Annotated in this window: 15 protein-coding genes and 1 pseudogene; 14 read left to right on the top strand and 2 right to left on the bottom strand. The window is 61.2% G+C overall.

The features are described from left to right. The first annotated feature begins 6 nt into the window (after positions 1–6). From N645_RS0111275 to N645_RS18540, 3 genes and pseudogenes are all read left to right on the top strand, one after another. Positions 7–2,505 carry a glycoside hydrolase family 9 protein gene (locus N645_RS0111275; RefSeq protein WP_051174433.1) on the top strand — a complete coding sequence of 833 codons (2,499 nt, stop codon included), beginning with the start codon at positions 7–9 and terminating at the stop codon, positions 2,503–2,505. A gap of 568 nt (positions 2,506–3,073) precedes the next feature. Beyond that, positions 3,074–4,897: a DNA helicase RecQ gene (gene recQ, locus N645_RS0111270; protein WP_024461617.1), complete on the top strand. Its 1,824-nt coding sequence runs from the start codon at positions 3,074–3,076 to the stop codon at positions 4,895–4,897. Continuing rightward, positions 4,894–6,120 (top strand): annotated as a pseudogene (locus N645_RS18540) (hypothetical protein). Before recQ ends, N645_RS18540 begins: the two are co-directional and overlap by 4 nt. A gap of 2 nt (positions 6,121–6,122) precedes the next feature. On the opposite strand, the gene N645_RS0111255 reads toward N645_RS18540, so the two are convergent. Further along, positions 6,123–6,989, bottom strand: coding sequence for an SDR family oxidoreductase (locus N645_RS0111255; RefSeq protein WP_024461614.1), 867 nt, complete (start codon positions 6,987–6,989; stop codon positions 6,123–6,125). A 76-nt stretch (positions 6,990–7,065) separates the two neighbouring features. On the opposite strand from N645_RS0111255, the gene N645_RS0111250 reads away from it, so the two are divergent. The 5 genes from N645_RS0111250 to N645_RS0111230 all read left to right on the top strand — a co-directional run bounded on the left by N645_RS0111250 (position 7,066) and on the right by N645_RS0111230 (position 13,000). Beyond that, positions 7,066–7,986 (top strand): hydrogen peroxide-inducible genes activator, encoded by a 921-nt coding sequence (locus N645_RS0111250; protein WP_024461613.1) that lies wholly within the window; start codon positions 7,066–7,068, stop codon positions 7,984–7,986. Positions 7,987–7,998: 12 nt separating this feature from the next. Beyond that, positions 7,999–10,089, top strand: coding sequence for an ATP-dependent DNA helicase RecG (gene recG / locus N645_RS0111245; protein ID WP_024461612.1), 2,091 nt, complete (start codon positions 7,999–8,001; stop codon positions 10,087–10,089). Positions 10,090–10,317: 228 nt separating this feature from the next. Then, entirely contained in the window at positions 10,318–11,718 is a 1,401-nt protein-coding gene (locus N645_RS0111240; protein WP_024461611.1) for an HDOD domain-containing protein, read from the top strand. Between the two features lie 69 nt (positions 11,719–11,787). Next, positions 11,788–12,564, top strand: a complete 777-nt coding sequence (locus tag N645_RS0111235; protein WP_024461610.1) for a fumarylacetoacetate hydrolase family protein — start codon at positions 11,788–11,790, stop codon at positions 12,562–12,564. Between the two features lie 22 nt (positions 12,565–12,586). Further along, positions 12,587–13,000 carry a thioesterase family protein gene (locus N645_RS0111230; protein ID WP_024461609.1) on the top strand — a complete coding sequence of 138 codons (414 nt, stop codon included), beginning with the start codon at positions 12,587–12,589 and terminating at the stop codon, positions 12,998–13,000. A 14-nt stretch (positions 13,001–13,014) separates the two neighbouring features. Here the strand turns inward: N645_RS0111230 and N645_RS0111225 are convergent, their stop codons facing one another. Beyond that, positions 13,015–14,277 (bottom strand): dicarboxylate/amino acid:cation symporter, encoded by a 1,263-nt coding sequence (locus tag N645_RS0111225; protein ID WP_024461608.1) that lies wholly within the window; start codon positions 14,275–14,277, stop codon positions 13,015–13,017. A 167-nt stretch (positions 14,278–14,444) separates the two neighbouring features. Between N645_RS0111225 and N645_RS0111220 the strand changes: the two genes are divergently transcribed. From N645_RS0111220 to N645_RS0111195, 6 genes are all read left to right on the top strand, one after another. Beyond that, complete coding sequence (locus N645_RS0111220; RefSeq protein WP_024461607.1) at positions 14,445–15,047, top strand: chorismate lyase; 603 nt, start codon at positions 14,445–14,447, stop codon at positions 15,045–15,047. Next, complete coding sequence (gene ubiA / locus N645_RS0111215; protein ID WP_024461606.1) at positions 15,044–15,967, top strand: 4-hydroxybenzoate octaprenyltransferase; 924 nt, start codon at positions 15,044–15,046, stop codon at positions 15,965–15,967. The genes N645_RS0111220 and ubiA overlap by 4 nt, the downstream gene beginning before the upstream one ends. A 136-nt stretch (positions 15,968–16,103) precedes the next feature. Further along, on the top strand, positions 16,104–16,799 hold the full coding sequence (gene phoB, locus N645_RS0111210; RefSeq protein ID WP_024461605.1) for a phosphate regulon transcriptional regulator PhoB: 696 nt from the start codon (positions 16,104–16,106) through the stop codon (positions 16,797–16,799). Between the two features lie 61 nt (positions 16,800–16,860). Beyond that, on the top strand, positions 16,861–18,150 hold the full coding sequence (gene phoR / locus N645_RS0111205; protein WP_024461604.1) for a phosphate regulon sensor histidine kinase PhoR: 1,290 nt from the start codon (positions 16,861–16,863) through the stop codon (positions 18,148–18,150). A gap of 175 nt (positions 18,151–18,325) precedes the next feature. Continuing rightward, positions 18,326–19,138 (top strand): bifunctional DNA-formamidopyrimidine glycosylase/DNA-(apurinic or apyrimidinic site) lyase, encoded by an 813-nt coding sequence (gene mutM / locus N645_RS0111200; protein ID WP_024461603.1) that lies wholly within the window; start codon positions 18,326–18,328, stop codon positions 19,136–19,138. A 232-nt stretch (positions 19,139–19,370) separates the two neighbouring features. Further along, the gene (locus N645_RS0111195) at positions 19,371–21,059 is read left to right on the top strand and encodes a ShlB/FhaC/HecB family hemolysin secretion/activation protein (protein ID WP_081666038.1); all 1,689 of its coding nucleotides are present in this window, start codon (positions 19,371–19,373) and stop codon (positions 21,057–21,059) included. The last annotated feature ends 10 nt before the right edge of the window (positions 21,060–21,069 follow it).

Raw genomic sequence — 21,069 nt, 5'->3', positions numbered from 1 at the left:
ATAACCATGAAGGTAACAGCTTCAAATCGGCAATCGTCACGGTTCACCGTGGCTCGTAACACCCTGGCCAGCGCGGTACTTTTGGCAACGGCTTCCCAGGCATTCGCCGACGTCGGTAACCCCCGGGTCAACCAGGTGGGTTATCTGCCCAACGGCGAAAAAGTCGCGACCTATGTCAGTGACAGCACGGTAGGCAAAGCCTGGCGTCTGTATCAGAACGGCTCATTGGTCGCCGAAGGCACAACCGTGCCGGTCGGCCAGGACCCGGCGTCCGGTGATCACGTACACCATCTGGGCTTTTCCGATGTCACGGTGGAAGGCGACGGCTATGTGCTGATGATCGACGGTGATGAGAGCTACCCGTTCTCCATTTCGGCCGATAACTTTACCGGCCCTTTATACGACTCGCTGAAATATTTTTACCACAACCGCAGCGGCATCGAGATCGAAACCCAGTACACCGGCGGTGGCAACACCAGCTACGCGGCCGATGCCCGCTGGTCCCGTCCGGCCGGCCATCTGAACCAGGGCGTGAATCAGGGCGATTACGATGTGCCCTGTTGGGAAGGTACCTGTAACTATTCCCTCGATGTGACCAAGGGCTGGTATGACGCGGGCGATCACGGCAAGTATGTGGTCAATGGCGGCATCTCTGCCTGGAAGCTGCTCAATATGTATGAGCGCGCTCTGCACCTGGGCGGCAACCTGGATCGCTTTGCCGACGGCACGATGAACATTCCCGAGAGCGGTAACGGTACCCCCGATCTGCTCGACGAGGTGCGTTGGCAAATGGAGTTCCTGCTGTCCATGCAGGTGCCCCAGGGTGAAGCCAAAGCCGGTATGGCGCACCACAAAATGCATGATGTTGGTTGGACCGGTCTGCCTTTGGCACCGCACGAAGACAGCAGTGCCCGGGCCCTGGTACCACCGAGTGTGACCGCCACCCTGAACCTGGCGGCAACGGCGGCGCAATGTGCCCGTATTTGGGCCGACATCGACAGTGAATTCTCCGATCGTTGCCTGACCGCCGCCGAGCGCGCCTGGGACGCCGCCGAGGCGAATCCGGGGGATGTCTACACCAGCGGTTACGACAACGGTGGTGGTGCCTACGGCGACGACGAACCCGCCGATGAGTTCTACTGGGCGGCGGCGGAACTGTACATCACCACGGGCGACAGCCGTTACCTGCCCACGCTGCAGAACTATGAACTGGAGCGTATCGACTGGGGCTGGCCCGATACGGAACTGCCCGGGGTCATGTCGCTTGCCACGGTGCCGGCCGAGCACACCGCCAGTCTGCGCAGCGATGCGCGACAGTACATCCAGTCGGTGGCTGACACGCATCTGATCACCATCGCCAACACCGGCTATCGGGTGCCCAATACTGATGAGGAATACTATTGGGGGTCGAACAATGTGATCGCCAACAAGCTGTTCCTGTTGGGGCTGGCCTACGACTTCACCGGAGACGATCAGTATGCTCACGGTGTGGGTTCGGGGATTGATTACCTCTTCGGTCGCAATACCCTGTCGTTCTCGTTTGTCTCCGGGCACGGCGAAGATGCCTTGACCGAACCGCACCACCGGTTCTGGGCCGGCGCTCTTGATGGCAGCTATCCGTGGCTACCGCCCGGTGCATTGGCCGGCGGCCCGAATTACGGACTGGAAGACGACGTTTCCCGCAATGCCCTGAGCGGCTGCGAATCGGCTCCGGCGACGTGTTACCTGGATGATATCGACGCCTGGTCCACCAACGAGATCACCATCAACTGGAACAGTGCGCTGGCCTGGGTGCTCGCCTTCCACGATGATTACGCCGAAGGGGGCAATTCATCCAGTTCTTCCTCGAGCTCGTCGTCCAGCAGTTCATCCTCCAGTTCGTCGAGCAGCGAGTCGAGTTCCAGTAGCACCTCCAGCAGTTCGTCGTCCAGCTCCTCGTCTTCCGAACCCGCAGGGCAACAGTGCAACTGGTACGGCACGCTATACCCGCTGTGCGAGCAGACCCAGAGCGGTTGGGGCTGGGAGGATAACCAGAGCTGCATCGCGCCGAGCACCTGCGAGTCCCAGCCGGACCCCTATGGCATTGTCGGTGACGACAGCAGCTCTTCATCCAGCTCCAGTTCGCAGAGCAGTCAGAGCAGCAGCGAATCCGAGAGCAGTGAGTCTTCCAGCTCGAGTTCAAGTTCCGATAATGGTGGCCTGGCCCAGTGTGAGTATCAGATCAGCAATGAGTGGAGCACGGGCTACACTGCGGCTATTCTGATCAGCAACACGGGAGCCCAGGCGATCAATGGCTGGTCGGTGAACTGGGAGTATTCGGATGGCTCGTCGGTCACCAACAGTTGGAACGCACAGGTTTCTGGCAGCAACCCTTATACCGCCACCGATCTGGGCTGGAACGGCACCCTGCAACCGGGCCAGTCCGTGGAGTTCGGCTTCCAGGTGAACAAGGGCGGCAGCGGCTCCGCGCAAGTTCCCGATGTCAGTGGAGCTGTTTGTGAATAGCACCGTTTCGTTTCGGTTAGTGTTGGAGGGTGAGCGCTGAATCGTAGTGCTCCGCCTGGGTAACCCCTTGTGAGACACGCCGTGAACCCATCCATGGGGGCTCGGTCGCCTGCCGTCCAGGCAGGCGACGGTCTCACAAGGGGTTACCCAGCCTCCGCGCTGCCAACGTAACGTTCCGGGAACTAGCACCTTCCCAAAGCAATTGTATGAGCATGCGAAAGGTAGATATGGCACTTAGGGCCAAGGAGGGGAAGCCCTTTCAAGACCGTAAGCGGAGGGACTCCGCGCGTCGAGCCCCCAGGGATGGGTTTACGGCGTGTCTTGAAAGGGCTTCCCCTTCTTGGCCCGAACGTGATGCAAACCGATAGGCTTCGTGTGGAGATGCGCTGAGTCCGTGTCTTGGACAGGTATACCCTCCCGCAGCATTTCAATCGGAGTGCGAGCCCATTAAGTGCAATGCTATTCTGTTGGATTACGCTGTCGCTAATCCAACCTACTTGCGAGCTGCTCCGTTCGAAGTACCCCGCACATCTGGCGTTGTTGGGGATCGCCCCGTATACTGCCCGCCATGCAGAACCCTCAGGACATTCTTCAGCACGTCTTCGGCTATCACGACTTTCGCGGCCAACAGGAGCGCATCGTCAACGCCGTTATCGAAGGCCAGGACGCCCTCGTGCTCATGCCCACCGGCGGTGGCAAATCCCTCTGTTATCAGATCCCCGCCCTCGCCCGGCCCGGCACCGGTATCGTCATCTCCCCCCTGATCGCCCTGATGCAAGACCAGGTGACCGCTCTGCGGGAGCTGGGCGTGCGCGCCGGTTTTCTGAACTCCACCCTCGCCTGGCCCGATGTAGTGGACACCGAGCGGGCCCTGCTCAGCGGCGAACTCGACCTGCTCTACATCGCCCCGGAACGACTCATCCAGCCGCGCACCCTTGATCTTCTGCACCAGGCCAACATCGCCCTGTTTGCGATTGATGAGGCCCACTGCGTGGCCCAGTGGGGGCACGATTTTCGGGCCGACTACCTGCGTCTGGATCTGCTGCACAACGAATTCCCCCAGGTACCGCGCATCGCCCTGACCGCCACCGCGGATATGCGCACCCGGGAGGAGATCATTGAGCGGTTGCAGCTGAGTGAGGCCCGGCAATTCATTGTCGGCTTTGATCGACCCAACATTCAGTACCGGATTCAGCAGAAAGACAATCCGCGCCGCCAATTGCTGGGTTTTCTCAAAGACGAGTACCCCCAGCAGGCGGGCATCGTCTACTGTCTGTCCCGCAAAAAAGTGGAACAGACCGCCGAGTGGTTGCAGAAAGAAGGGTTTAACGCCCTGCCGTACCACGCGGGCTTGCCGGGTAATCTGCGGGAAACCCACCAGAGCCGATTCCTGCGCGAGGACGGCATCATCATGGTGGCCACCATCGCCTTCGGCATGGGCATTGATAAGCCCGATGTGCGCTTTGTCGCCCACCTGGATCTGCCCAAAAGTATCGAAGCCTACTATCAGGAAACCGGCCGGGCCGGCCGCGATGGCCAGCCCGCCACGGCCCTGCTGCTGTACGGGTTGGAGGATGTGGTCAAGCTGCGTCAGATGATGGGCGCGTCCGAGGGCAATGACCAGTTCAAACGTCAGGAGCAGCAGCGCCTGAGCGCCATGCTGGGCCTGTGTGAAGTCACCAGTTGCCGACGGCAGATTCTGCTGCGCTATTTTGGCGATGCACTGGATGAGCCCTGCGGCAATTGCGACACCTGCCTGACCCCGCCCCAGACCTGGGACGCCACCGAGGCGGTGCAGAAGGCGCTGTCCTGCGTGTACCGCACCGGCCAACGCTTCGGCGCCACCCATATCGTCGATGTGCTGCGGGGCAGCAGCAATGAGAAAGTGTTGACCCAGGGGCACGACAAGTTGTCCACCTACGGGATTGGCCAGGACATGAGCGCCGATGAGTGGCGGGCCGTGTTGCGCCAACTGGTCGCGGCCGGTTATCTGGATGTGGACCCTGAAGGCTTTGGCGGGCTGCAGCTGACTGAGAGTTGCCGGCCGATCCTGCGCGGCGAGCAGCGGGTGCACCTGCGCCGGGATATCCGTACCCGCAAGCCGACCAGCACCCGCACCGCCCGTCGCCCCGATGCCGATATTACCGAGGCGGATCGTCCTTTGTGGGAAGCCCTGCGGGCCTGCCGGCGCCGGCTGGCGGAAGAGCACGGGGTGCCTCCCTACGTCATTTTTCACGATGTGACCTTGCGGGATATGTTGGAGCGACGTCCCCAGACCCCGGGTGAGCTGCTCGATGTCAGCGGTGTGGGGGACAGCAAGCTGGAGCGCTTTGGCGCCGACTTCCTCGAGGTGCTCCAGGGCACTCCGGAGGCTGTGGAGCACGCCCAGTGACGGCAGACGCCGGGGCGAACCGCGGTGCGCTCTGGCTGCTTGTCTGGGCCGGAGCGGTTTTTGGCTACGCGGCCTCCTGCGTACTGGGTGGGCCGGCCTCGGACGAGGGCTTCCACGCGCATCAGATCTGGCACTACTACGTCGGGGGCAACGAGCCCTTTGACACCATCACCACGCCCACCTTCTATCACCAGATCATCGCCTCGGTGATGAACCTGATCGGTTATTACCACGATTATCTGCTGCGCCTGGTCAACCTGCTGGTGGCGCTGTGCCTATTGCCGGTGTTTTACCGCATGGTGCGCCGTTATCGGCCCGCCACCGCCTCGGCCCGCACCGCGCAACTATTGTTCGCACCGCTGATATTTCCCTATTACTTTCTGGTCTACACCGACCTGTAGGCACTGCTGCTTATTGCGCTCAGTTTTCTGGCGGTGCTTGAACGCAGGCCCTGGCTGGCAGGCCTGTTTGGTTTCGGCGCGGTGCTGATCCGCCAGGATGCCATCATCTGGCTGGGGCTGGCCTACCTGTATATGTCCACGGAACACCTGACGCTGAGTCGTCCTTTCGCCTGGCGTGCGGTGCTTCGGGATGCGCTGCTGCGGGGGGCGGTTTTTCTGGCGCTGTTTGCCGCGTTCATCGGTTTTGTGCTGATCAACGGTGGTGTGGCGATCGGGGACAGTGGCAGCCACCCAATGATGCGCTTCAACCTCAGTAACCTCTGCGGCTTTCTGTTCTGTGCCTGGTTGCTGTTTCTGCCCCTGTGTCTTCAGCAGTTGCCCCGCATTGTCCGCCTGTTGCGGCGCCCCTGGGTGTCGGGGGGGCTGCTGGCGGCGTTCGCGTTTTATATGAGCTTTTACGCGAACGAGCACGGTTATAACCGCACGCACTACACCTTCTTTGTGCACAACGGCTGGCTGCATCTGCTGGAGGAGTATCTGTGGCTGCGTGGGCTGCTGTTTGTGCCCATGGCCTGGATGGCGCTGACGCTGGTGGTCATGCCCTACCCGGATCGGCGCTGCTACTGGTTGTTGCTCATTGCGCCCCTGGCGGTGGTGGCCCACCCGATGGTGGACCCGCGCTACTATTTTCCGGCGTACCTGCTGATCAACCTGTGGCGACCTGCGCTGCCACAGGGAGTGGAGCTCGCGACGCTCGCCGGATACATTCCTCTGGCGGCGTTTGTCATGTACGGCACGGTAACCGGACTGTTTTTCCTGTAATCCTACCGGTACTCACTGAGCAACATCTCGTACCCGTTGCGGTAACTCGGATACCGGAATTCGTATCCGCTGGCTCTGAGCCTACGATTGTCGCAGCGCTTGCCGAGGCCGCCGTCATCCGGAGCAAAGCGCGCCTGATCCACTTTCATCTGCATGGCCAGCCAGTTGACCACCTCCGCCATGGGGGCGGGCTCGTCGTCGCTCGCCAGATACAGTGATTCTATGGGGCATCCCTGGCGATGGCGTTCAATCAGGTGCGCCATCACCCCGGCGCAATCATCGGCGTGGATGCGGTTGGTGTAGCGGCCGCTCAGGGTGGCCCGGCCCTGGCGCACCAGCGTCTGCATGCGGTCCCGGCCGGGGCCGTAAATGCCACTGAAGCGCACAATGCAGTGCTCGAAACCACTCCGGGCAATAATCTGTTCCGCTTCCAGCAGACGCTCGCCGCTGGCGCGGCTTGGCTGGGTTGGGCTTTGCTCATCCACCCACTCACCGTCGCTCTGGCCATAGACACCGGTGCTGGACACGTACAGAATCAGACGCGGTGAGGCTCCGGTGGCGTTCAGCCCGGCCATCAGGTGCTCGCAGGTCTGCACATAGGCCCGGCGGTAGCCTTCATCGCCGCGCTCCGAAGGGGTCATGGTCACCACAATCACGTCAAAGTCCTCGGCCAGAACCCGCTCAAAGGCGGCCGCATCGGCGGTATCCACCGCCTGGTAATGCAGGCTCCCGGTGTCGGCGGGAGGCTGGCGGCGCAGACCGGTGACCCGGTACCCCAGGGGCGCCATGCGCTCCGCCAGGCGACGGCCGAGATCGCCGCAACCGACGATCAATAGTTTCTGGCTATTTACCTTTGCGTCTTCGATCATAACAGGGCAAACTTGTGGTCAGATTATCGGAGTGCCGGGCGGTTCCGCCGGGCGTCAGAGCTACTACGGGATCAGCATGACCTTAACAGAACTGCGCTATATCGTAACCCTCGCTCAGGAACAGCATTTCGGTCGCGCGGCCGAGCGCTGTTTTGTCAGTCAGCCGACCCTCAGCATCGCGGTCAAGAAACTGGAGGAAGAGCTGGGGGTTGCCCTGTTTGAGCGGTCCAAGTCCCGGGTCCAGGCCACACCTCTGGGGGAGAAGATCGTCGCCCAGGCCAATCTGGTGCTGGAGCAGACCGCCGCCATCAAGGATATCGCCAACGCCGGCAAGGACCAACTGAGCAGCCCCCTGCATGTGGGGGCCATTTTTACTATTGGCCCCTACCTGTTGCCGCACTTTATCCCTGAACTGCAGAAGATTGCCAGCAAAATGCCGCTGTACGTGGAAGAAGGGTACACCGCGACACTGCGCCAGAAATTGCGCAAAGGCGAGCTGGACGTGATCATCGTGGCCCTGCCCTTTACCGAGGCGGACGTGGTGACCCAGCCGCTGTTCGACGAGCCCTTTGTCGTGTTGATGCCCCACGATCATCCGCTGGCCGAAAAGGAGGCGATCCACCCCGACGAGCTGGACGCCGAAAATGTCCTGCTGCTCGGCGAGGGACACTGCTTCCGGGATCAGGTGCTGGCCACCTGCCCGAACCTGCAGTCGTCCATGGACGACCCCCACAGCCGCATCCGCACCGCCGCCGAGGGCAGCTCTCTGGAAACCCTGCGCCATATGGTGGCCTCCGGGTTGGGGATCACCATTCTGCCGATGTCCGCGGCGGTCACGGCCAACTACTCCAACAACATGTTGGTGACGCGTCCCTTCACCCAGCCGGCACCGAGTCGCACCGTGGCCCTGGCCTGGCGGGCCAGTTTTCCCCGCTACAAAGCCATTGAGGCGCTGCGCAAAGCCATCAATATGTGCCGGCTCGCCGACGCCAAATAACCGGAGCGCTGCGTGACCAAGGACCCGGCCAACCTGGATCAAGTATCCGTCACCGCCCTGAAAGGCGTCGGTGGCAAGTTGGCGGAAAAGCTTGGCAAGCTGGGGATCAACACCCTTCAGGATCTGCTGTTTCATTTGCCGCTGCGCTACCTGGACCGCACCCGGGTGACCCCCATCGGGGCCCTGCAGCCCAACGTCAATGCCGTGATTGAGGGTGAGATTCGGGCGGTGGATGTGGTCTACGGACGCCGCCGCAGCCTGGTCTGCCGACTGCAGGACGGCTCGGGCACCACCACCTTGCGGTTTTATCACTTCTCCGGCGCCCAGAAGCAGCGCCTGACTCCGGGTACCCGTCTGCGCTGCTTTGGCGAGAGCCGTCGGGGTGCCTCGGGCCTGGAGTTCTATCATCCGGAGTATGAATTTCTCGACGGCGCCGAGGCCGTGGCCCTGGATGACCGGCTGACTCCGGTCTATCCCGCCACCGAGGGACTCACCCAGCAGCGCATCCGCGCTCTGGCCAGCCAGGCCCTGACCTTTCTCGATCGACACCCGCTGACCGAGCTCCTGCCCGAGGATCTGCGTCGGGAGCTGGATCAGGTGCCCCTGGCCGATGCCCTGCGCTACCTGCACGCACCGCCCCGGCGGGCGGATGTGGCGCGGCTGATGGACGGCACCCATCCCTACCAGCAGCGACTGGCGTTTGAAGAGCTGCTGGCTCACCACCTGAGCCTGTTGGTACTGCGTCAGCAGACCCAGGCGGAGGGCGCGCCCTCGCTGGCCCCGGATCCGGCGTTGCACAAACAGTTTCTCAGCCAGCTGCCCTTTCAGCTCACGGGCGCGCAGCAGCGGGTCAGCCGGGAGATTGCCGAAGATCTGGTCAAATCCATCCCCATGTTGCGCCTGGTTCAGGGGGACGTCGGTTCGGGCAAAACCCTGGTGGCGGCCCTGGCGGCGCTGACCGCCGTGGCCAGTGGCTATCAGGCGGCGATCATGGCGCCGACGGAAATCCTGGCCGAGCAGCACCGCAATAACTTTGGCGCCTGGCTTGAGCCTTTGGGAATAGAGCTCGGCTGGCTGACCGGCCGGCTGACCGCCGCCCGGCGTCGGGAGCAGTTGTCCCGCCTGGCCAGCGGCGAAGCCAGGGTGGTGGTGGGCACCCATGCGTTGTTTCAGGAGGAGGTCGAATTTGCCAATCTCGGGCTGGTGATTATCGACGAGCAGCATCGCTTCGGGGTGCACCAGCGCCTCGAGTTGCGCCAGAAAGGCAGTCGCACCGGGCTGCGTCCCCATCAGTTGATCATGACCGCCACACCCATCCCCCGGACACTGGCGATGAGCGCCTACGCCGATCTGGATACCTCGGTGATTGATGAGCTGCCCCCGGGCCGCACGCCGGTGACCACGGTGGTGATCAGCGAGCAGCGTCGTCCGGAAGTGATCGAACGGGTCAGCCGTGCCTGTGAGCAGGGCCGTCAGGCTTATTGGGTCTGTACGCTGATTGAGGAATCCGAAACTTTGGCCGCCCAGGCGGCGGAAGCCACCGCGGAGAACCTGGCGGCTGCCCTGCCGCACCTGCGGGTAGGGCTGGTGCACGGTCGGCTCAAGGCCAAGGAAAAAGAGGCGGTGATGGCGGCGTTCAAGGCGGCGGAGCTGGATCTGCTGGTGGCCACCACGGTGATCGAGGTGGGTGTGGATGTGCCCAACGCCAGTTTGATGATCATCGAAAATCCCGAACGACTCGGCCTGGCCCAGTTGCATCAGTTGCGCGGTCGGGTGGGGCGAGGCTCCGAGGCCAGTCACTGCGTTTTATTGTACGGCTCGCCGCTCTCGCGCCAGAGCCGGGAGCGCCTGGCGGTGATGCGCGATTCCAGCGATGGTTTTGTGATTGCCGAGCGGGATCTGGAATTGCGCGGCCCCGGTGAGGTGCTGGGCACCCGGCAGACCGGGGAGATGCAGTTCCGGATTGCGGATCTGCAGCGCGATGCCGATCTGTTGCCCCGGGTCCAGGCGGGCGCCCAACAACTGCTCGGTCGGCACCCGGCGCTGTGCAATGCCATCATGGAACGCTGGCTGGGGGATAACCGACGATATTTTCAGGTGTGAGATGCCAAACTGTGCACCAGTCGACATCGGCGCGGTGGACATCGACTAAACTGAATAACAGATACAGCCCGCGTCTGGCGGGCTTCAATAAACAGAACCTGTGCATAAAACGCTTGATCAAGCGCCCGGCTTCTTACACACTGAACGTCACATTGGAGTCGTAATTTTCGGCGACACTGGCCGAGCCAGATCAAGAACGGGCGTCTGTTGAACAAAAAGGAGTCAAACGTGCCGCTACCCACCAGCGTCGAATCGTTGCTGAACAGCCAAAATATTCACTATGACCTGGCCACCGCCCCGGTGGATGCCAACAACCAACCGCTGTGGCACGACCAGCATCTGCGCAATGTCGGGGCCGCCAAAGCGGTTCTTCTGGAAGATGAAAAAGGTCGCATCCTCGCAGTGATTTCCGCCGACACGCTGCTCGATCTGAACGCCGTCAATCGGCAGATGGATCGGGAGCTTCGGGCGACCAACCAGGATGCGGTGCGTCAGTTCTGTGATACCTACAGCCTGCAGTCGGTGCCCGCGCTGCCCAAACTGGCCGGTCTTCCAACGCTGGTGGACAAACAGTTGCTGCGCCGGGAAAGCCTGCTGCTCGACTCCGGTGACGATACCCAGTTGTTGCACATCAACCGGGATGATTTTCAGCAGGTTCTTGAAGACGCCATCATCTGTGATATCGCCACGCCCCTGGACCCACTGGAAGTGGATATCAGTGCGGAGCGGGACGAGGAACAGATTCTCGGTGCGGTGCGCAACTTTACGCAACTTCGCATCCGGCAGCGCCTGGAGGAAACCCTGGAGCTGCCGCCGCTGTCCGAAACGGCGCAGCGGATCATCAACCTGCGGGTGGACCCCAACGCCGACATCAGCGACCTGGCCCAGGTGGTGGAAACCGACCCGAGTCTGGCCGCTCAGGTGGTGAGCTGGGCGGCGTCGCCCTACTACTCCGCCCCCGGCAAAATCAAATCCATCCACGATGCCATCGTCCGGGTGCTGGGCTTTGATATGGTGCTCAACCTGGCACTGGGGCTCGCCCTGGGACGAAGCCTGAGCATGCCCAAAGACGGTCCGGAGGGGTATCTGGGGTACTGGCAGAAGTCGGTGTACATGGCAGCCACCATTGAAGGCCTGGTAACCGCCATTCCCCGAGAGCAGCGGCCCACCTTTGGCATGGCTTATCTGTCCGGCCTGCTGCACAACTTCGGCTTCCTGATTCTGGCAGAGCTGTTTCCTCCCTACTTCAGCCAGTACTGCCGGATGACCGAAGCCAATCCCCACAGTACACACCAGCCGATCGAGCGGCACCTGTTGGGCGTGACCCGCGAGCAGCTCGCCAGCACCCTGATGTCGCTCTGGTCCATGCCGGACGAAGTGGTCGTTGCCTTGCGCCACCAGAACAATCCCCGCTATCAGGGCGAGCACCACCAGTACGCCAAACTGATTTATGTCGCCGAGCGATTATTGCTTCAGCAGGGTGTGGGTCTGGGGCCGAAGCTGGAAATCCCGGCCTCGGTGTTCGCCGATCTGCACCTCGATCCGGACAAGGCCCAGGCCACAGTCATTAACGTGATGGAGTCCCTGGACGATCTGGACCACATTGCTTTACAGCTCAGCCCCCGCTAACCGCCGTCGCCACCATCGTTAGCGCGGGGCCAATCACCAAGGTGGCTCCTTCAGTCGAGAGAAGACGCTATGTTGAACCCGTCAGGGATCGCCAAGGCGGCCCGTATTCTGGCAGAACGACGTCGCAGTGGTGTTCAGGCGGAACGCCTGCCCAGGGACTGTCGCCCCGAGGATCTTGAGTCTGCCCTCGCCATTCAGGCCGAGGTCACCCGGGATCTGGGAGCTGAGATCGGTGGCTGGAAATGCCTCGAGCCACCGCCGGGCCGCCTGGTGGTGGCACCGATTCACGCGGAGGACATTCACCGGGGCGTGCCGGTTTCCGTGTGGGCGCCGGAGGGCTTTGCGCGGATTGAGCCGGAGTTGGCTTTTGTGCTGGGCCGGGACCTGCCGCCCAGAGATTACCCCTACAGCGATAGCGAAGTGGATCAGGCCATTGCCCACACTCACCTGGTCCTCGAGTTAATTCACAGCCGCTACGCCGATCCGGCCGAGGCGGCGTTTCCCGAGATGCTCGCTGACGGCCTGCTGAATCAGGGACTGTTCATCGGCCCGGAAGTGGACCCGGAGTTGGCGCTGGAAGCGAGCGAGCTGCCCATCACACTGCACACCCGCAGCGCGGGGCCCGAGCACCACCAGGGGCGCCACCCCAACACCCGGCCTCGGGCGCCGCTGTATTGGTTGGTGGAGTTCCTGCGCAGCCGGGGGAAGGGCATGAAAGCCGGTGAGATCGTTATTACCGGCTCCTATGCCGGGGTGCTCGAGGCGCCGATGGAAGAGCCGGTGCGGGTCCAGTTCGGTGAGCTGGGGGAAATCAGCGTGTCGTTCAAGGCGCGCATTGAAGCGTGATTCAGGGACGGAGATACGCCGGATGAAAGCCGACAAGTTACCCGAAAAACCCAACTTTTCCTGTGATATTCCCCTGCGTTGGGGGGATATGGATGCCTTCGGGCACGTCAACAACACGCTGTATCTGCGCTATTGCGAAGAGGCCCGTTTCCAGTGGTTGTCCCGGGCCGGGATCACGCTGGCGGCGGACAGCTACCCGGTGGTGGTGACCGTCGGCTGTACCTTTCTGCGCCCGGTGGTCTACCCGGCGATCCTGCGTATCGACTGCTACGCGGCGGAGCCGGGCCGCTCCAGTTTTGTGGCCTATTACAGGCTCTATACCACCGACAACCTCGAACAGCCCTGCGCCGAAGCCCACTCCAAGGTGGTCTGGGTCGGCGCCGATGGCAAATCCCGGCCCCTGCCCGATTCCATTCGGACGTGGTTTGCCTCCTGATTGAGTCGTGAGCGTCACTCCTCGTTGGAGATCGGGCGCTCGAACTGCTTCCGGTCGAGCAGCTTTTCGCTGTTCGCCACCACCGTCGACACCATCGCATCACCGGTCACATTGACCGCGGTACGCACCATATCCAGCAGCCGGTCCACCCCGATGATCAGCGCGACGCCCTCCACCGGCAGGCCAGCCTGCTGTAATACCATCGCCAGGGTGATCATCCCGACGCCGGGCACCCCGGCGGTCCCGATCGACGCCAGGGTCGCGGTCAGCACCACCATCAGATAACCCATCAGGCCAATATCGATACCGTACACCTGGGCGATAAACGCTGTCGCAACGCCCTGCATGATGGCGGTGCCATCCATATTGATGGTGGCCCCCAGCGGCACGGAGAAAGACGCCACCCGGTTGTCCACCCCGAGGTCCTGTTCCACGGTGCGCAGGGTCACGGGTATGGTCGCGTTGCTGGAGGCGGTACTGAAACCGAACACCATCACCGAGCGCATCTTGCGCAGAAAAATCGCCGGACTCAGCCCCGTGAGCAGTTTGAGCAACAGGCTGTAAACCCCCAGTCCCTGCAGGAGCAGCACAAACAGCAGGGTAAAGAAGTACAGGGCCAGGTCGGCGATGGCGCTCCAGCCCAGGTCGGCAAACAGTTTGGCGAGCAGACAGAAGACACCGTAGGGCGCCAGGTGCATCAGAATCATCACCAGTTTCAGGACCACCGTGTTCAGGTGCCCGAAAAATTCCTGCATGTAGTGGGAGGCTTTGTGCTCACTGCGGGAGATGGCGATGCCGAGCAGCAGGGCAAAGACGATCACCTGCAGCATATTGCCCTCGGCCATGGCCTCCACCGGGTTGCTGGGAAAGATACCCACCAGGGTATCTTTCAAGGACGGCTTGTCGGCGACTTGAAACTCTTCCACTTCACCGGGCATATCAATGCCTTCCCCCGGTTTCACCAGTTGCCCAATGCCCAGGGCGAGGGTAATGGCCACCGCTGTGGTGGCCAGGTAGAGGCCAATGGTCTTGATCGCCATGGCGCCCATGCGGCTGTGCCCTCCCAGCGCGGCGCTACCGCACACCAGAGAGACGAATACCAGCGGAACCACCAACAGGGTCAGGGAGGCGATAAACACCTGGCCGATGCCATCGAACAGACCCCGGGCCAGCCAGGCGCGCAGAAAATGATCCTCGGAGGGTGCGATCAGGTGAATCAGCACCCCCGTGCCGACACCGAGAATCATGGCGAGCAGAATGCGTTTGGTCAGGGTCATAGCGGACTCTTATCGGTATAAAGGATCGGCCATTAAAGCAATCCCGGCCGGCCGGGTAAAGTCGCCCGCCGTCTGCAGCGCTGAGGGAAGCTGTTAGAATAGCCGCCGATGTGAGCTTATGCAGCGCCGGCTAGCCACGGCGAACGCCATGCCAGTGGGAGGCATTTTTGACACAGGACATTCCAGTATTACCGGCCACTCGCCCGGCGGCCGGAGGATTTGCGCCGGGCCTGCAGGCGCCGCGCTGGCATCCGGCCCGCCAGGGTCGACAGGGCGACTGGCCGGTGGCTCTCAGGCCCTGGCTGTTGGATCAGGGCTCTCTGACGGCCAAGCTGATGGTGTTCAGTCAGGGGGAGTTCCGGGTCCGCGTGTTGCGCCAGGGGTTGGCCCGGCCGGATGTGTCCGAGCGCCGCTGTCTGGGGGTCGGCCCCGGTCGCTGGGTGTTGGTGCGGGAAGTCATCCTGATGGGCAAAGGCGAATCCTGGGTATTTGCCCGCAGCCTGCTGCCCCTGAGCAGTCTCAAGGGGCGGTTGCGCCAGTTGCGTCAATTGAACACCCGGCCCCTGGGGGGCTTTCTGTTCCGTCAGCCGGACCTGGAGCGCGAGCCGATGGAAATCAGCCGGTTGAAGCCCGGCCAGCGCTACGTGCCGCCGTCATTGCAGCGGGGTGAGACCCTCTGGGGGAGGCGGTCCGTCTTTCGCCTGGAGGGGCGTCCGCTGCTGGTCAGTGAAGTGTTTTTGCCCGCCTTTGTGGAGCGTGTGAGTCTATGAAACGACCGTCAGCTCAAAGCCCCCGCCGTCGTGGCGGCTCGAGTTCGTCCCGAATCGATTGGCGCGGGAGGCTGTCCGCCTATCTGCGCCTGACCCGGTTGAACCGTCCCATCGGCAGTTTTCTGTTGCTCTGGCCTACCCTCTGGGCACTCTGGCTGGCGGCCGGCGGCGTGCCGGACTGGGATCTGCTGGTCATCTTCGTGCTGGGGGTGTTTGTCATGCGCTCGGCCGGTTGCGTGATCAATGACTATGCCGATCGGCATTTCGATGGTCATGTTAAACGGACCAAAGCCCGTCCCATGGCCACCGGCGAAGTCTCGGAACGGGAAGCGCTCAGTCTATTTGTGGGGCTCTGTCTGCTGGCCTTTGTCCTGGTGCTGTTCACCGACGCGTTCACCGTGAAGCTCTCCCTGGGCGGGGTCGCCCTGGCCTTTTGCTACCCCTTCATGAAGCGCTACACCCACTTGCCCCAGGTGGTGCTCGGGGCGGCGTTTGCCTGGGCGATTCCCATGGCGTTTGCCGCCCAGCGGGGCAGTCTGGGCACGGATGTATGGCTGCTGTACACCGCCGTGCTGCTCTGGACGGTGGTGTACGACACCCTCTATGCCATGGTGGATCGGGACGATGACCTCAAGGTGGGCATCAAGTCCACGGCCGTGCTGTTTGGCGACCTGGACCGGGCCATGGTGGCGGTGCTGCAGGGGTTGACCCTGTACGCGCTGGTGATGGTGGGCGGACGCTTTGAGCTGGGTGTTCCCTATTATCTGGGGCTGGTCGCGGCGGCCGGGCTCTTTGGCTACCACCAGTACCTGATCCGCTTTCGGGAACGGGACCCCTGTTTTCGAGCCTTTCTGAACAACAATTGGGTGGGCTTTGTCATTTTTGCGGGCATCGTGATTGACTTCATGGTGTCACAATAACCTTATTCATTTCCGCTTTGTCATAATTGTGTAACACTGAGTTTATTAAATACGCTGGCGCGAAGGTTGATTTCCAACCTCGGGGCGCCGGCGTCATGCCGCCGTCCCGATCGTTCACTGATGACAGGCAGGTATTATGGCAGGGCGCAGGATTCTCATAGTTGACGACGAAGCCGCAATTCGCGACATGCTCCGGGTGGCCCTGGAGATGGCGGATTACGAGTGTCTTGAAGCCAGCAATGCCCAGGAGGCGCTGGAGCTGATCGTCGACGAGCGGCCCGACCTGGTGCTGCTGGACTGGATGATGCCCGGCACCAGTGGCATTGAGCTGGCCCGCCGGCTCAAGCGCGAGGAAGTGACCGCGGAAGTTCCGATCATCATGCTCACCGCCAAGGGTGAGGAAGATAACAAGATCCAGGGGCTGGAGGTCGGCGCCGACGACTACATCACCAAGCCTTTCTCTCCCCGGGAGCTGGTGGCGCGCCTCAAGGCGGTATTGCGCCGGGCCGACCCTCAGGTCAACGGTAATCCCATCCGGGTTCAGGGGCTGTGCCTGGACCCCGCCAGCCACCGGGTCACCATCAACAACCGGCCGGTAGATATTGGCCCGACCGAGTATCGTTTACTGGAGTTCTTCCTGACGCACCAGGAAAGAGCTTATACTCGCAGCCAGTTGCTCGATCATGTCTGGGGTGGCAATGTCTATGTGGAGGAGCGCACGGTGGATGTCCACATCCGGCGCCTGCGCAAGGCTCTGGCCATAGACGACCACGAGAATCTGGTGCAGACCGTACGCGGCACCGGCTACCGGTTTTCGACCCAGGCAGGTTGATTCCTGAACATCCGTTGAATCGCGGGGCCTGTGCATTGGCTCCCTGAAGAGGCCGGTTATTTTGCTGCGTGGTTACAGCGTCGAAGTTCGGCGCCTGCTGATAATCCTTTCCCTGTGCGCCCTGGTCGGCTTTTGGTTCGACCATGTGGTGTGGGCACTACTGGCGGGCAGTCTGCTGTACGTCTCCTGGATGGTGTGGCAGATCCGCCGGCTGAATAAATGGTTGCTGCGCAACAACGATGAGTCGCCACCGGAATCGAGCGGCATCTGGGGCGACCTGTTCGACAATATTTATCACCTGCAACGCCGTCAGGTGCAGGAGAAAAACAGCCTGCAGGCGGTCATCAACCGTGTTCAGGAAACCAGCGCGGCGCTGCGCGATGGCGTGATTGTGCTCGACTGGCGCGGCTGTCTGGACTGGTGGAATCCCTCTGCCCAAAGACTGCTCGGGTTTCACAGCAGTGATCAGGGCAAATCGGTCATCAACTTCATTCGCCACCCCAAGTTTGTGAATTACTTCGAAGAGGGCAGCTACAGCGAGCCGCTGGAAATTCCCTCGCCGCGTTTCACCTCCAAGCGTCTGCAGTTTCAGATCACCCGCTTTGGCCGCAACGAACGACTGATCGTGGTGCGTGATGTGACTCAACTGCATAAGCTGGAACAGATGCGTCAGGACTTTGTGGCCAACGTCAGCCACGAGCTGCGCACCCCGCTGACCGTCATCAGTGGCTACCTGGAAACCCTGTCGGACAGCGGTACCGATCTGACGCCGCCATGGCGGCGGGCGCTGGATCAGATGCAGCAGCAATCAAAGCGCATGTCGCTGTTGATCAACGACTTGATTACCTTGTCCAAACTGGAAACCACGGAGTCGGGTTACAACCACAAGCCGGTGAAGTTGGAACCGTTACTGCAAGCGATTCGCTCCGAGGCCACGGCACTCAGTGGCGAACGGGGGCATGAAATTTCACTGAAATGCGAGTCGCCCGACTTGCAGCTTATGGGCAACGAAAAAGAACTGCACAGTGCCTTCTCCAACCTGGTTACCAATGCCGTGAAATACACTCCGGCCGGTGGCAAGATTGCCATGCGCTTGTGGCAGGCGCACCGGCAGATCTTTTTCTCCGTGCAGGACAACGGCCCGGGTTTCGACAGCAAGCACATTCCGCACCTGACCCAACGCTTCTACCGTGTGGAACAGAGTCGCAACAGCGGCACCGGTGGCACCGGCCTGGGCCTGGCCATCGTCAAACACGTCCTGCTGCGCCACGACGGCGAGCTGCAGATCAGCAGCGAAGTGGGCGTGGGCAGCACCTTCACCTGCATCTTCAGCCAGCCCCCCACCGAGTAAGGCGCCCATGCGGCGCCCCACACCGGTGGGCCGCGTAGGGCGGATAAGGCGCAGCCGCATCCGCCGTTACCCAACCGCAGGTCACGCATGTCGTGGCATAAAACCACCGTCGATTAACGCTACCGCCGAGCGTGCTATAGTAAGCTCCCCTCAAAAAAGCAGTACCCAGGACACTATGCCCGAACTACCCGAAGTCGAAACCACCCGCCGGGGCATCGCTCCCCACATCGAAGGCCGAACCGTTACCGAGGTCGCCATCCGTCAGCCCAAGCTGCGCTGGCCGGTATCCGAACCGCTCGCGGCGGCAATACAGGGCAAGCGACTGCGCGAGGTCGGCCGTCGGGGGAAGTACCTGCTGCTGGGGTTCGACAGTGGCACGGCGCTGATTCACCTGGGCATGTCCGGCAGTCTGCGCATCGTAAAACCCGATGAGCCGCCGCGCTTTCACGATCACTTCGATATCGCCTTTGGCAACCGTGTGCTGCGCTACTGTGACCCGCGCCGCTTTGGTTGCCTGCTCTGGGTAGCATCGGATCCCTACGAGCACAGCCTGCTGGCAAGCCTCGGGCCGGAACCGCTGGGAGAGGATTTTACGCCTGAGTACTTATTCCAGCGCAGCCGCAAGCGCCGGGTTCCCATCAAGCAGTTTCTGATGGACAGTAAAACCGTCGTGGGGGTGGGAAACATCTACGCCAATGAAGCGCTGTATATGGCGGGCATCAAGCCGATCCGCAAGGCGTCAACACTGACCCGTCAGCAGAGCGAAGGGCTGGTCGAGCAGATCCGGTTTGTATTGCAGCGATCCATTGATCAGGGCGGCACCACGCTCAGAGACTTCGTCGGTGGTGATGGGCAGCCGGGCTATTTCAAACAGCAGTTGCTTGTGTATGGCCGAGGCGCCGAGCCCTGCAGGCAGTGTGGTAAGGCGCTGAAAGAAATCCGGATGAACAACCGGACGACGGTGTATTGCACCGATTGCCAGCGTTAATAGCTCAATAATGCGACTCCTGTCACACAGTAAAAACGGTTGAGTTCACATTTTAAGCGTTATAGCTCGTTGTTATTTCTCCCCCACCCTCAGGAACAGGTAAGATCCTGATGATACGTGCGACATATAATCGATTGGACATTAAGGGGTCTGATTGATTCAGGTAAACCGTAGGAAGCACCAATAATCAAACAGGGCGGGGAGTCGGTCAAAGGTGGTCAGGGACAGTTCTATGCCGTGGGGACGCGTACTCGCGTCGGCATTCATCATCGCGTTACTATGCGGTGTCGGTGGCGAATTAGCTGCCCAGGAGGGAGCCGCAGATACCTCCAATCGTTTGCAGGAGCTGGAACGCCAGCGTCAGGACGCACTGCGACAGGAGCGTCGCGCCCAGCAACGAGAACACACGTTTATTCCGTTCGAATTACACGAATCGCCTGAAATGGAGCGTGACTCCGCTGGCGAGGAGTGCTTCTCTGTCGAGGTCGTCCAGCTCAAAGGGGTCACTCGATTCGACCAAGAACAACAGGATCAATGGGCGTCTCCTTACCAGGACCGATGCCTGACCCGAACCGACATCAATCATCTGGTGCGCACCATCACCCAGGCCTACCTGGAAGCGGGCTATGTCACCAGCCGAGCCTATCTGCCTCCCCAGGATCTCTCCGGCGGCCTGTTTGTAGTGCAGGTCGTTGAGGGGCGTATCGAGGCGCTTGACGTTCAGGGCGCCCCACAGCGTATAGCGACAACCCTGCTACCTTCCGCAGAGGGCGATATCCTGAACCTGCGAGCCATTGAGCAGGCGCTTGATCAAATCAACCGTCTGGCCGGTGTTCGCGCGACCGTGGAGTTCGCCCCCGGAGACCAGGTGGGCGGCACGGTGGTCGTGCTCAAAGTCGATCAGGATCAGTGGGCCAACGTCGACGTTGGTGTCAATAACAGTGGGCAGGAGTCTACCGGTCGTCGTCAGGGTCTCGTTAACGTCAGCCTGAACAACCTGACCGGCTATGGCGATTACCTTAACCTGAACTATCAGCGCAATATCGAGGGCGACCGCGCAGAACAGTCCAGTGAAAGCTATGGCTATCACACCTCCATACCCTACGGACACTGGTTGGTCTCTATCGGTGGCAATCAGTTTGATTATCTGACCCTGGTGGAGGGATCCTCGCGCACTTTCCGCTCCTCCGGTGACAGTCAGGCACACCGCTTCACTCTCGAGCGAACGCTGCACAGAAGCCAGAGCAGTAAAACCTCAGCAGAACTCCTGCTAAAGCAGCAGGAAAACAATAACTACCTCGAAGACGTGCGCCTGGAAACCAGCAGTGTCAGATACCGGGCAGCCGAGCTGACGCTTAACCATGAGCGGTACTTTCAACAGGGTTCGACTTTGTTGCTGGCGGCTTCTTACGTGAAAGGGTTGGATAACAACCTGTCCGGTGAAGTCAGCAGCTTTTATACCGAGTCGTTCGAAAAACTGAATGTCAACGTTTCGTACCGGGCGCCCGTTCCGATTCCTGGCAATAACACTCAATGGAGTAGTCGCTTCAGCGCCCAATACTCAGAGGACTCACTCTACAGTGCCGAAAGTCTCTCATTGGGTAGTCGCTACACCGTAAGGGGCTTTGAGCAGGATGGCGTCAGTGGCGCAAATGGTGGCTACTGGCGCAATGAAATCAGTCAGACCTATTTCCCTTCAACACGCTTTTCGCGCTATTCAGTTTCTCCCTATTTAGGCCTAGATGTGGGGCGAGTGTCGGGCGGTGAAACCCTGGCGGGCGTCACCGTCGGGGTGCGCGCCAGCGGCCGATACATCAATCTGGAGCTGTTCTACAGCGAGCCGGTAAAGGCCCCGGAGCGGTTTGAGCGCAAAGACAACCAGGATTTTGGATTTTCAGTGACCATGAAGGCCAGTTGGTAATGGAAGCAAC

The sequence above is a fragment of the Marinimicrobium sp. LS-A18 genome, from assembly GCF_000463525.1.
Lineage (GTDB): Bacteria > Pseudomonadota > Gammaproteobacteria > Pseudomonadales > Cellvibrionaceae > Marinimicrobium > Marinimicrobium koreense.
This window is presented reverse-complemented; position numbering and strand designations above follow the sequence as displayed.

Bases quoted from the DNA above. Each gene is read 5' to 3' on its own strand.
- N645_RS0111275 (WP_051174433.1), top strand. From the start codon at position 7: ATGAAGGTAACAGCTTCAAATCGGCAATCGTCACGGTTCACCGTGGCT.
- N645_RS0111250 (WP_024461613.1), top strand. From the start codon at position 7,066: ATGACCTTAACAGAACTGCGCTATATCGTAACCCTCGCTCAGGAACAG.
- N645_RS0111255 (WP_024461614.1), bottom strand. From the start codon at position 6,989: ATGATCGAAGACGCAAAGGTAAATAGCCAGAAACTATTGATCGTCGGT.
- N645_RS0111225 (WP_024461608.1), bottom strand. From the start codon at position 14,277: ATGACCCTGACCAAACGCATTCTGCTCGCCATGATTCTCGGTGTCGGC.
- N645_RS0111230 (WP_024461609.1), top strand. From the start codon at position 12,587: ATGAAAGCCGACAAGTTACCCGAAAAACCCAACTTTTCCTGTGATATT.
- N645_RS0111235 (WP_024461610.1), top strand. From the start codon at position 11,788: ATGTTGAACCCGTCAGGGATCGCCAAGGCGGCCCGTATTCTGGCAGAA.
- mutM (WP_024461603.1), top strand. From the start codon at position 18,326: ATGCCCGAACTACCCGAAGTCGAAACCACCCGCCGGGGCATCGCTCCC.
- phoB (WP_024461605.1), top strand. From the start codon at position 16,104: ATGGCAGGGCGCAGGATTCTCATAGTTGACGACGAAGCCGCAATTCGC.
- N645_RS0111195 (WP_081666038.1), top strand. From the start codon at position 19,371: ATGCCGTGGGGACGCGTACTCGCGTCGGCATTCATCATCGCGTTACTA.
- recQ (WP_024461617.1), top strand. From the start codon at position 3,074: ATGCAGAACCCTCAGGACATTCTTCAGCACGTCTTCGGCTATCACGAC.
- ubiA (WP_024461606.1), top strand. From the start codon at position 15,044: ATGAAACGACCGTCAGCTCAAAGCCCCCGCCGTCGTGGCGGCTCGAGT.